Here is a 10,921-nt window from a genome sequence, read left to right on the forward strand (position 1 = left end):
CCCACCTTTCAAAAATAAGAATAGATAAGAACACTTGCCAATAAAACAACAGCACAGAAAAACTGTCGGCAGACATTCCGCTCCTATTACTATTCTACAGTCTGAAGCGGTACTTCACAACTTATAATTGTGCCGATTCCCAATGTGGATGTTATTTCCAGGGAGCCTCCGGCGAGGCGCATGCGCTCCTTCATATTTGAAAGGCCGCGGTGTCCCTGCACACGAAGTTCCTGAACGTCGTCGGGCATGTCGAAGCCCTTGCCGTTGTCCTCGATGCGCATGGTTATCCGGTCGCCCCTCTTTTCAAGCTGTACGGATATGAAGGTGGCTCCGCCGTGGTGGACGGAGTTGTTGATCGACTCCTGCACCACCCGGTAGAAGGCAAGGCAGAGAGAGGCCGGCAAAGATTCGTCGTCGTAGTCGCAGTCGTCGCCGTCCTCGACATCAAGGTCTATCTGCACGCCGAGCTGCGAGGACATACGGTTGCAGAGTTCCGCGAGCGAGTGGCGCAGCCCGAGGTCAAGCCAGGGCGGGGTAAGGTTGTTGCAGAATTCGCGCATCTCCTTGACGCCGATCATCGCGACCTTTTCGGCGTTCTCCAGACTGCTTATGGTCTGTTCGTCGCTGACGTCCAGCGCCAGCAGACGAAGCCTCTGGACCAGCGCGGTGACGTCCTGCAGAGGGCCGTCGTGTATCTCGCGGGAGATGCGCTCGCGCTCCTCCTCCTGCACCTTTACGATGTCGGTAATGTAGTCGCGCGAGAGCTGTTCTTTATCTATCGCCGACTGAGCGAGTACGACGAAGGTGGACCGCAGCTGCTGCAGCTCGGGAACCGCCTCGGGCGCCGAGACGTCGGGCAGGTCGTAGCCAAGACGCAGCGAAGAGACCTCTTCGTCTAGTTCGCGCAGCGGCAGGATGACCTTTTCATATAAGAGATATATCGCAAGGATAGTAATAATGGCGAGTGTGCCCATGATGAAGGGCCATACGGTGACAAGAAGCACCATGGAGCCAAATAGCATCTTCCAGGAGACGGCTCCAATTATATATATGTTTTCATCGGGAATGGAGTAAAACATCCCCGTAAAATAGTCCCCTCCCTTGCTGCGCACCTTCACCGGCGTTGGGGAGTCGAAAGAGTTCACCCAGTCGACGAGGAAATTTACCTTCCCGGGAGAGCCGTAGATCAGCGTCCCGTCCTTACGGAAGACGGCGAACATCCCGGGAAGGTTCATCTCTTTAAGTACCGCGGCAATGGAGTTCACATCCTCGTCAAGCGGCTTTTTCATATAGGTGCCGTCGGGCTGGACATGCCATTTCTTTGAATCGAGCCTGGCGGCTACGCTGTCAACCAGGTTTTCGACGTAATTGTTCGCGTTGGACTCCATGCTCTTCTCAAACTGATCGTATACAACCCATGCAAGAACCAGCGCTAAAAGCGCTGGCACTAGAAGAGCGGTTATAAGCTGATAGAGGAGTCCTTCTTTCCTCATTTAGTCAAGAAGTTCCTCCATGGTGACGATGCCGTATTTGAGAGAGAGCAGCATCGCCTCCGTCTTGTTTTTAGCTCCGAGCTTGTCATATATCGAGGCAAGATGCGTCTGCACGGTACGCTCGCTGATGAAAAGCTGAGAGGCTATCTCCTTTCCCGAGAGACCGCGCGCCGCGAGCAGCAGCACTTCGCGCTCACGGACCGATACTGGCTCCGGAACGAAGTCCTCGCCCTCCTCGACCGCGCTTGCCACGTCGCTGTCGAGATAGAAACCGCCGCGCGCCGCTATCCTGATGGCGCGTGAAAGAGTATCCATAGTGGCCGTCTTGAGGACATAGCCGCGCGCGCCGGCGCGGAGCGCCGCCATCACATACTGGTTTGCGTCGTACGAGGTGAGCATCAGCGAGGCCGTGGGAATCCCCGCCTCCTTGACCTTGCGCGCAAGCGCGATGCCGTCAAGCCCAGGCATGCGGATATCGAGCAGGGCCACCTGCGGCCTGTGCGTCTGGATACCGGCCCATGTGGCGTTGCCGTCCGCGTATTCTCCTACGATATTAAAGTCCGGTTCCTTTGAAAGGTATCCCTTGATACCCTCGCGTGTAAGGGGATGGTCGTCGGCAAGAACGATGGAAATAGACATTTGTATTGCTCCCTTCTCTGTTTTACTATTATAACTTCGTTTTTTATTTTCAGATCGAAAAAATATCCCTGGGCAGCTCCTGCGGATCGACCCAGATACTCTCCACTCCCGACTCCGTCATTACGGCGCGGGCAAGCTCGTCGGGATATGGGTGGAGGAAAAAGACTTTTTCACAGCCGGCGTTTATCAGCGCCTTCGTGCAGTAGATACAGGGTTCGTGAGTGCAGTAGAGCCAGGAGCCCGCCGTCGCCGTTCCGGCCGCTGCCGCCTGGGCGATCGCGTTGATCTCCGCGTGAGAGCCGCGGCAAATCTCATGCCGTTCACCGGAGGCGATGCCGAGCCGCTCGCGCAGGCATCCCGTCTTCTCGCAGTGGCTGACACCGCGCGGAGCCCCGTTGTAGCCTGTGCTCAGTATCTGCCTGTCGCGAACCAGCACCGCTCCCACCTTGCGGCGCAGACAGGTGCTCCTGCTCGCCGCCACCTGCGCCATAAGGAGAAAATATATGTCCCATTCCGGCCGGTTCGTCATTTCCAGTGCCTCCTAAACGTTGATAATAAGAAAAATTACCTATCTGATATATCAACCGCCGTAAAAGCGGCCGAATGCGCGCTTCGTAAAATTCCCTCTACCAACAATTATATAATCTATCTCCATGTGATAATTTTTTGCACGGAAAATTACTGATTAATCTCCGCTTTTTTATCGATACATTCCCTAAATAAGCGGGAACATTATCCGCCGCCGCGCCATAACAGGAAAATTATCGCGTCGGCCGGACGGGATTTTAATAACCAACTCCCCGATGAGCGCTCAATAAACCGCATAGCGGCAATGAGGAGACGGCTCTTTTTAAAATACCGGCGATTAGGTTAATATATCTAAAATAAAAACCTCCGCGTGGAATCATCCAGGCCATCCACGTAAGGCGCTACATCTCCAACGCGGCGGCGTTTATTATCCTGATGACCTTTTCCCTCAGCTCCGACTGCGGGTGGGATCCAAGCCTCGCGCAGACTTTCGCCCTCTCGCCGCAGAGCAGACAGCGGCGTTCGGGCAGCCCCATTTGGGTACGCGAGAGGGCCCTCTCCCTGGTAAGGACGTCAATATCAAGCACGCGGCCTGCGGTCATCGAATTTTCCGCCTCCACCGCGCACCTCTTCAGCGACGCCGCGTCATACTTTAAAGCGTCGAAGGCTCCCTGCCAGCAGACTCCGGCCCCGTTCTCAAGGTACTGCTCCTCCGCCGGCGCCGCATGCGCATGCTCCAGCAGATATTTACGGCATTTCCTGACGACCGCGAGGTCGCGCGGGATGCGTTTGGGATATCCGGGAACATTAAGCCCGATCTGACAGACGAAAAAATTACCCTCCGGTGACCGCAGCCAGCGCCGCTGCCAGGCGGCGCGCTCGTCACGGCCGAAGAGCACCTCTTCAAGCGGCGTCATCTCTCGGCCCTCAGTTTCGCGGCCACGGCGGCGCCGCGCGGCGTATTCAGATAATCCAGCGTTGCCGAAGGCAGCAGCTCCGCGAGACCGGACTCTTCGCCGGCGGCGATCATCGCGCGCACGCGCGAAGCGGAGATGACCTCATCTCCCGCCCGGCGGCGGCTGATCTCCGTCACCTCGCAGCCCAGCGACGGCAGTATCTCCTTCAGCACGGAATTATAGAGCCCGGTGATTGGAGAGAGCGGCTCCGTTCCCACAAAGCGGCGTTCGATCCCCAGCGCGGGCACGAAAAGCGCGCCAAAGAGCCGCGCGTCAAGCTCTGCCTGCGCGCGCGCCACAGAGCTCTCTCCCCTGTCCTTGAGAAAATAGGTGGGGAAGGTCGCCGCGGAGACGGCGTAATGCGAGCTGGAGATCACGTGCACGTTGGCGATGTCGGCGGTTCCGATGCGGACAAGCTCCAAGCGGTCGGCGAAGGGAAAGGCGGAGGCATCCTCTTCAACGACGATCACATAAAAGAGCGGCGAATTTTTTGCCGCCTCCTCAATCAAATAGCGGTGTCCTAGCGTGAAGGGATTGCAATTCATCACAGCCGCGGCGGCCGGCGTGCCGTTTTCCGCACGCAGCCCCTCAAGCGAGCGGCGGTAATCCTCCGCCCCGGGCGAGCCGCACTCCATCAGCACAGAGCGGCTGGAGGCCGCGAGCTCGCGAAAACCGAGTCCGGCGAAACGTGACGCCATCTCCGGCTTAGTGTAGACAAAGAGATGATGGAGGCCCTCCTCATGCGCGGCGCGCATCAGCGCCGAAATGACGGTGCCAGAGAGCCCTGCCTCCTGCCACTGGGGGTCGGCCGCCACCATTTTGATCACGGACCCGGAGAGACTTGCCGTGGCGACGATATTTTCCTCGCTGTCCTCAGCAATCGCGGTATAATCCGGCGACCCCTCGAAAATCAGCCCGCTGCGTTCAAGCAGCCCTTCGACGGCCCTCCGTTCATAGCCGCCGAGTTTGCGCGTTACACGGCAGTTGAGTCCAAACATATTTATTAATCCTTTGAAAGTTTCCTTTTCACGATCTCTCCGATAGCCGAACGCGGCATTTCGGTGACAAATTCAATGATCCTCGGGACCTTGTAATAGGAGAGCTTCTTCTTGCAGTACTCGATAAGCTCCTTCGCGGAGACCCGCTCCCCCTTCTTGAGCACGACAAAGGCCTTGACGATCTCGCCGCTTATCGAACGGGGGACACCGATGACGGCGGCCTCATGCACCAGCGGATGTTCGTTGAGAGTCTTCTCCACCTCGCGCGCGTAGACCTTGAAGCCTCCGACAAAAATGACGTCGCAGACGCGTCCGACGAGATAGAGATAGCCCTCCTCGTCAAACCTCGCGATATCGCAGGTATCGAACCAGCCCTCTTCAAAACGCTCCGCCGTCAGCTCAGGATTGCGGAAATAACACTTAGCGACCGAGCTGCCCCTTATCCATAGACGGCCCTCACGTCCCTGCGGAAGAACTTCGCCCTCGTCGCTGCGGATCTCCGCTTCGACACAGGAGAGCAGAGTACCAACGCTGCCGGGCTTCACCGCGTTGATCGAGGGCGGCAGCGCCACCACCGAAGAGGCCTCAGTCAGACCATAGCCCTGCAGTACCGGAATGCCGAGCAGCCTCGCGGCGCGCTTGGATATATCGGCCGGCAGCCGGTCGCCGCCGGAGAGGATACAGCGCATCGAAGAGGAGACCGCCGCGCCGCGTGAGACGGCGCCGATCATCAGCGCGATCATCGTCGGCACCGCCGTGACGATCGTCACCTCAGCGTTTTTAATGGCGTCCATCGAGGACTCCACGGGCATGAAGGAGGTCAATATCGCCTGGCGAGTCGCCTTCACAAGCGGAAGCAGCGCGCCGCATAAAAATCCGAATACATTTGAATTGGGCAGGGCGTTCAGAAAAACGTCATCCTCGTTGAGCATATCGATATGTTCAACACAGCCCTCTATGCAGTCCAGCAGATTGTCGTGCGTCAGCGGCACGGCCTTCGGTTCGCCCGTAGTACCGGAGGTGTAGAAGATGACCGCGGTCTCCTCTCCCTCCTCCGCGCAGGGGCGTCCGGGGATATTTTCATCGAGAGTATCCAGGCTTATCACCGAGCAGGGAATACCATCCTCGGAAATCAGCGGGACAAGATCCTCGCAGCCACGGTAAGTCAGCGCCGCGAAGACGTCCGCGTGGCGCAGCTGCCTGATGAGCGGCACATAGCCGGAGCGGAAATCGATCAGCACCACCGCCCCGCCAAGACGCCAGACCGAGATCACCGTCGCAAGCAGCACGGGGCTGTTAGGCATCAGCAGCGCCAAGCGCTGCCCCTTTTTAAAATTACTGGCGCGCAGCCGCTCCTCGCACTCCTCGATCAGCTCAAGAAAGGCGCCGCGCGACCACCAGGTCTTCTGCCACCATATAAAAGGCTCCGCGGGGAGCCTGTTCAGATTATCTCTGATAATGATATCCAGTCTGGAACTCAACCGCATCACATCCATTGTTTATTTCTGCAAATCATTATTATTTAGATCATCTTAACCAGGTCGATCTGCCACTGCCATACATTCCGCCGGATAGATAAAGCGGGAACCAAGTTCCGGCGCATGCCCCGCCGGCGGCCCACTTAATGGCCGAAGGTGAGAGCCAGGTACGCCTCCCAGGCCGCCGAGAACGGTAGCATGCTCTCGGGCACGTCATAGCGCGGATGATGCAGCGGGTACTCGAGCCCCGTGCCCATCAGCATAAACAAAGACGGCACCCTGTGACTGAAAAAGGCGAAATCATCGCCGGATAGCAATGGGCGTTCAAGCATATTAAGCCCGTCCTCACCAAAAAAAGGAACCCCGACGCGCAGGAGTTCGTCCACCATGTCAAGGTTGTTGTCCACCTGGGCGTAATTACGGGTATACTCCACCGACGCCAGCCCGCGCAGCGCCTTTGCAAGGGCCGGGGCCACCGTCTCAATACGGCTCTGTACAAAATCGCGCACCTTCGGGTCGAAGGCGCGCAGCGTGCCCCAGAGGTTAGCCTGCTCGGGGATTATATTATAGGCTTCGCCGGACTCTACCTGTCCGAAAGAGACCACGACCGGTTCGCGCGGATCTACCTCACGCGAGAGCATCGTCTGTATCATGATGATCAGATTGGCGGCAATCATTACGGGGTCCACCGTCATATGCGGCTCCGCGGCGTGTCCAGCCGTCCCCCTGATATCTATGTGAATACGGTCCGACAGGGCCGTCATGACGCCGCGCCGCGTGAAAAGCTCTCCGTATGGAAGCTCAGAGGACCAGTTTACGGCGACGCTGCGTCCGATATTGAACTTATCAATAATATTATTTTCCGTGAGGGTCTTTGCGCCGCTTCGCCCCTCGCCCGCAGGCTGAAAGAGAAAGACGACCCTCTGCTTCAGCTCGTCGCTGTATTTTGAAAGGACGGTGGCGGCGCCAAGAAGCGAAGCCATCTCCGCGTCGTGCCCGCAGCCGTGCATACATGATGAAAACGGCAGCCCCGTCTGCTCCTCCGCCGCCGTAGCATCCATCGTCGCGCGCATCATAAGGGCGGGCCCGGGGAGATCGCCCCCCAGCACGCCGATCACAGAGGTCTGAATGGCAAAACCGGACGTCACCGCCATTCCGGGAATGGAACGCAGCACATGCGTAATCTTTGACGCCGTTATATTCTCCTCAAAGGCAAGCTCGGGAAACTGATGAAAATCGCGTCTCCAGTCCTGCATATCGCCGGAGATCCGTTCCGCCTCCGCCAACAGCGAAGCGCCTAAAGATGAAAGCTCCAGATGTTCCTTCATGCCCGTTCTTCCTTCCATCGCAGAAAAACATGCGAACTATACATTCGAATAGTTTATCACAAAACAGGGAGAACGTGTAAAATAAAGCGTGTGGCTGAGTCGCTTCAAAGCCGGGACGCGGTGCCGGCACGCTCCGAACGACGATATTACTGTAAGGAGGATACCAATGACGATTCCGCAGAAAGGGGCCGCGGCGGCCCTTCTCTCATACCTATGGTGGGGCTCGATGCCCCTCTACTGGAAGACTCTGTTGTCGGTCTCCTCTTTCGAGATACTCGGACACCGCGTAGTGTGGTCCGCCGTATTTACCCTCGCTCTGATAATCCTGACGGGACAGGGCGGCAAAACCGTCGCCTTCGCCGCGAATAACAAGCAAAAAACTCTCTGGCTCTTTCTCGGCGGCTACCTCATCACCTTAAACTGGGGGCTCTACATCTGGGCGGTAAACGCTGGGCGTATCCTTGAGACCAGCCTAGGCTACTACATAAACCCCCTCGTCTCGATGTTCTTCGGAATGCTCTTCTTCGGCGAACGGCTGCGCCGCGCGCAGAAGCTGGCGATCGCCGTCGCCGCGGCGGGAGTCTGCATACAGATGATCACCATCCGCGAAATACCCCTCGTCTCACTGGGGCTGGCCCTCTCCTTCGGCCTCTACGGGGCGATGAAAAAAGCTATCTCCATCGAACCGGCCGTCGCGCTGGTGATAGAGACCCTATCCGTAGCCCCCGCGGCGCTCGTCTACCTCTGCTGGCTGCAGCATACCGGCGCGGCGCACTTTCCTTACGGCCTGACGACCGACCTGCTGCTTGCGGGGACGGGCGTCATGACCTCCGTCCCCCTCCTGCTCTTCGCCTACGCCGCCCAGCGGATAAAACTGACGACCATCGGCTTCATCCAATACGTTTCCCCGACGATGACCTTCCTCATCGGCACCTTCATCTATCACGAACCGCTCTCAATCTACAGGATCATTACCTTCGCCTGCATCTGGAGCGCGCTCGCCATCTACTCAACCGACACTATCATCGAAGCCGGAAGAGAGCGGAGGACGCAGGAATACATCTAGGGAGGGCGTTTGAGCTTCATCAATTTTTTTAAATCAGATCACTATTTTGTATAAAATATAAATTCGCGTTATCCATCTGTTGACATTTTTATTCTCTGCGGGTAGTATGTCGGGAAATTATTCTTGACACGAGAGAAGGGTGACCGCATGTTACAACAACACAGAAGCTCCGCAACCGCCAGCGCAGGATACACCCGACCTCGACCGTAACCCTCTGACAGAACCCCCGCGGGCCGTCATGGCCCCAACATCCCTCACTCTATCTTAAAAGAAAAACACACGGCGGCGCCCTTCATCTCCTTTGAGGCGCGGCGGCGTAGCTTCTGCGCTTTCATGTCTGACGGCGCGCGGCAAATGTGTTTGTACCTCTGAAAGGAAGAAATAAAATTGAAAAATACAGATGACAAATCAATTATAAACGGTTTTGCGGCTGAGACACTTAAGGGAAAAACCGTCGGTATCGCGGGCTTCGGACACCTGGGAAGTTCCATAGTCTCAGCGCTGCTCGCGCATGGATTTCCAAAAGAACGGCTGCTGATCTCCTGCGGCGGACGCGTAGAGACGCTGGAGCGTCTCCGCGCGGCGGGGCTTGCCAGCTGCCTGACGGACAGCGCGGCGCTCACGAGCCGCGCCGACATCATCCTTCTCGCGGCACGTCCGCAAAACCTCACGGACTTCCGCGGGCTGGCGGTCAAAAATGGAGCCTTCATCCTCTCCTTTATGGCCGGCATCTCGCTGGAGACGCTGCAGGGGGTCTTTTCCGCGGAGCTCTGCCGCGTCATGTGCAGCGGTCCGGAGACCATCGCCGACGGCCTGGGAGTCGGCGTCTCATTTCCCGCCGAGAGCCGTTCCTGCGCGGTGCTTGAGGCCGCCGGCCTCAAAGTCCTTGACATCTCCTGCGAGAGCGAACTCGACTCATTCACCGTGGGCATCTGCCTGCCGCCGATCCTGCTCAACATCGAGATAGACGAAGAGGAGAAAAAGAGGGCGCTCCTTGAAATGTCAAAACGCTATCCCGTCTACCGCGAACTGACCCCCTGGATAGAACGCGTGGCCGCCGCGCACGCCCAAGACAAAAGCGGCGCGTCGCTCGCCAACGTCTCGACAAAGGGCGGCGTGACGGAGGCGATGACGACGGCCTTAAGAAACGGCTCCGCCTTTTCCGAGGCGCTCGTCGCGGGACTCACACGAAACGACGAACTCTGCGCTGGACTGCGCCGGAAATTCGCCGCCTCCACGGCATAACGGTCAGTGCCGCCGCCGAAAAACACAAATGGCCCCCACGCCAAACGCCGGAGGCCATTTTTATTTTTCAGCTCCTATTCCCTTAGGTCAATCCCTGAATATGCCGCACGCCCTAAGACGACCGGCGATAACCGCCGCGAGAACCGCCTTGACCACATCCCCAGCGATCGTGCTGAGGAAACCGATAGAGAGCACCTTAAAAAAGGTCGCGCCGCCCGATTGGACCCAAAAATTAAGGGCGGCATACAGGTAGGCGATGCCGATGACATAAACGACGGCGACTCCGGCCATCGCCGCAGCGAAATACTGCATCCGCGTCACCGAACCATACCTTTTCATAAAAAAATCACGAAGACAGCCGCTTAGCCAGGCACCGCCAATAAAGCCGGGTATATAACCGAAAGATGGCATCAGCACCGCCGCCGGCCCCGCGGCGGAGGTGAATACGGGGATGCCGATCAGCCCCATAACCATATAAAGGGCCTGCGAGGCGGCCCCCTTCTTGGGGCCGAGCAAAAGCCCGGCAAGCATACAGATAAGGGTCTGCAGCGTAAACGGCACAAAGGGAACCGGCACCATCATCCGCGCTCCGACGGCGGTCAGCACCGCAAATACAGATATCTCGATCATCGTCTTTATCTTCATGCCGGAAATAATAGCGCGGCAAAGAGCTTATGTCAAATAAAAACCATTTGTTGGTTGACATCCTCCCTAAAATAAGAGCGGCGCTATAACGATTGGCACAAACACCGAGTTGCATTCGTTGTGAAAGAAAGATAACTTGCGGTTCTGCTTTGGTAGGGTAAAAAATAAATAGCGATTTAGCTTTGCTTTTGTTTGTCATGCCGGGCTTGACCCGGCATCCAGAGACTTGGGTTTTGTTTTTCCCGCCCTTCGTGAGTCAGCCCTAGAGACACTGGCACCGGCTCGGAGGCCGGTGCGACAAGGCAGAGACACACGGCGGCTTTTGCCTCAATATGCTGGACGATAAATCGCAGTTTATCTCTTCGTCTACCCGAAGGAAATCGGCGTTTAGACGTGTCGATGACGACGCGAAATAAGGCCGGAAAACCGCAGGCGCACTTCGGTGCGTCAAGGATTTTCCGGCCTTGTTGAGCTAAGTCAGCGGCGCGTCTAAACGCCGATTTAATGGAAGTCTCTGCGCTCTTTAATACGCGCGGCCTTACCGC

The 10,921-nt window shown here is 57.2% G+C and carries 11 protein-coding genes; 2 read left to right on the top strand and 9 right to left on the bottom strand.

Features of this window, described 5'->3' with window-relative positions:
* Positions 1-89: 89 nt before the first annotated feature.
* The 7 genes from LIO98_RS07345 to LIO98_RS07375 all read right to left on the bottom strand — a co-directional run bounded on the left by LIO98_RS07345 (position 90) and on the right by LIO98_RS07375 (position 7,438).
* On the bottom strand, positions 90-1,493 hold the full coding sequence (locus LIO98_RS07345) for an ATP-binding protein (protein ID WP_291954866.1): 1,404 nt from the start codon (positions 1,491-1,493) through the stop codon (positions 90-92).
* On the bottom strand, positions 1,494-2,132 hold the full coding sequence (locus LIO98_RS07350; RefSeq protein ID WP_291954868.1) for a response regulator transcription factor: 639 nt from the start codon (positions 2,130-2,132) through the stop codon (positions 1,494-1,496). It abuts the gene before it with no gap.
* A gap of 49 nt (positions 2,133-2,181) precedes the next feature.
* A complete protein-coding gene (locus LIO98_RS07355; RefSeq protein WP_291954871.1) occupies positions 2,182-2,661 on the bottom strand; it encodes a cytidine/deoxycytidylate deaminase family protein in 480 nt (159 codons plus the stop codon).
* 400 nt (positions 2,662-3,061) lie between these two features.
* On the bottom strand, positions 3,062-3,577 hold the full coding sequence (locus LIO98_RS07360; protein ID WP_291954874.1) for a citrate lyase holo-[acyl-carrier protein] synthase: 516 nt from the start codon (positions 3,575-3,577) through the stop codon (positions 3,062-3,064).
* Positions 3,574-4,614: a [citrate (pro-3S)-lyase] ligase gene (gene citC / locus LIO98_RS07365; protein ID WP_291954877.1), complete on the bottom strand. Its 1,041-nt coding sequence runs from the start codon at positions 4,612-4,614 to the stop codon at positions 3,574-3,576. The genes LIO98_RS07360 and citC overlap by 4 nt, the downstream gene beginning before the upstream one ends.
* Before the next feature lie 5 nt (positions 4,615-4,619).
* Positions 4,620-6,101 (bottom strand): AMP-binding protein, encoded by a 1,482-nt coding sequence (locus LIO98_RS07370; RefSeq protein ID WP_291954899.1) that lies wholly within the window; start codon positions 6,099-6,101, stop codon positions 4,620-4,622.
* A gap of 134 nt (positions 6,102-6,235) precedes the next feature.
* Positions 6,236-7,438: a M20 family metallopeptidase gene (locus LIO98_RS07375; RefSeq protein ID WP_291954880.1), complete on the bottom strand. Its 1,203-nt coding sequence runs from the start codon at positions 7,436-7,438 to the stop codon at positions 6,236-6,238.
* 148 nt (positions 7,439-7,586) lie between these two features.
* Here LIO98_RS07375 and rarD point away from each other — a divergent pair, with 148 nt between their 5' ends.
* Both rarD and LIO98_RS07385 read left to right on the top strand, forming a co-directional pair.
* Positions 7,587-8,486 (top strand): EamA family transporter RarD, encoded by a 900-nt coding sequence (rarD, locus tag LIO98_RS07380; protein WP_291954883.1) that lies wholly within the window; start codon positions 7,587-7,589, stop codon positions 8,484-8,486.
* 387 nt (positions 8,487-8,873) lie between these two features.
* Positions 8,874-9,731: an NAD(P)-binding domain-containing protein gene (locus LIO98_RS07385; RefSeq protein ID WP_291954886.1), complete on the top strand. Its 858-nt coding sequence runs from the start codon at positions 8,874-8,876 to the stop codon at positions 9,729-9,731.
* A gap of 87 nt (positions 9,732-9,818) precedes the next feature.
* Here LIO98_RS07385 and LIO98_RS07390 read toward each other — a convergent pair whose 3' ends face one another.
* Positions 9,819-10,376, bottom strand: a complete 558-nt coding sequence (locus LIO98_RS07390; RefSeq protein ID WP_291954888.1) for a biotin transporter BioY — start codon at positions 10,374-10,376, stop codon at positions 9,819-9,821.
* 176 nt (positions 10,377-10,552) lie between these two features.
* On the bottom strand, positions 10,553-10,921 hold a 369-nt coding region (locus tag LIO98_RS07395; protein WP_291954891.1), incomplete at its 5' end, for a hypothetical protein.

Source organism: Cloacibacillus sp. (assembly GCF_020860125.1).
Taxonomy (GTDB): Bacteria; Synergistota; Synergistia; order Synergistales; family Synergistaceae; genus Cloacibacillus.

Coding starts and splice junctions, on each gene's coding strand:
- LIO98_RS07345 (WP_291954866.1), bottom strand. CDS start 1,493: ATGAGGAAAGAAGGACTCCTCTATCAGCTTATAACCGCTCTTCTAGTG.
- LIO98_RS07350 (WP_291954868.1), bottom strand. CDS start 2,132: ATGTCTATTTCCATCGTTCTTGCCGACGACCATCCCCTTACACGCGAG.
- LIO98_RS07355 (WP_291954871.1), bottom strand. CDS start 2,661: ATGACGAACCGGCCGGAATGGGACATATATTTTCTCCTTATGGCGCAG.
- LIO98_RS07360 (WP_291954874.1), bottom strand. CDS start 3,577: ATGACGCCGCTTGAAGAGGTGCTCTTCGGCCGTGACGAGCGCGCCGCC.
- citC (WP_291954877.1), bottom strand. CDS start 4,614: ATGTTTGGACTCAACTGCCGTGTAACGCGCAAACTCGGCGGCTATGAA.
- LIO98_RS07370 (WP_291954899.1), bottom strand. CDS start 6,101: ATGCGGTTGAGTTCCAGACTGGATATCATTATCAGAGATAATCTGAAC.
- LIO98_RS07375 (WP_291954880.1), bottom strand. CDS start 7,438: ATGGAAGGAAGAACGGGCATGAAGGAACATCTGGAGCTTTCATCTTTA.
- rarD (WP_291954883.1), top strand. CDS start 7,587: ATGACGATTCCGCAGAAAGGGGCCGCGGCGGCCCTTCTCTCATACCTA.
- LIO98_RS07390 (WP_291954888.1), bottom strand. CDS start 10,376: ATGAAGATAAAGACGATGATCGAGATATCTGTATTTGCGGTGCTGACC.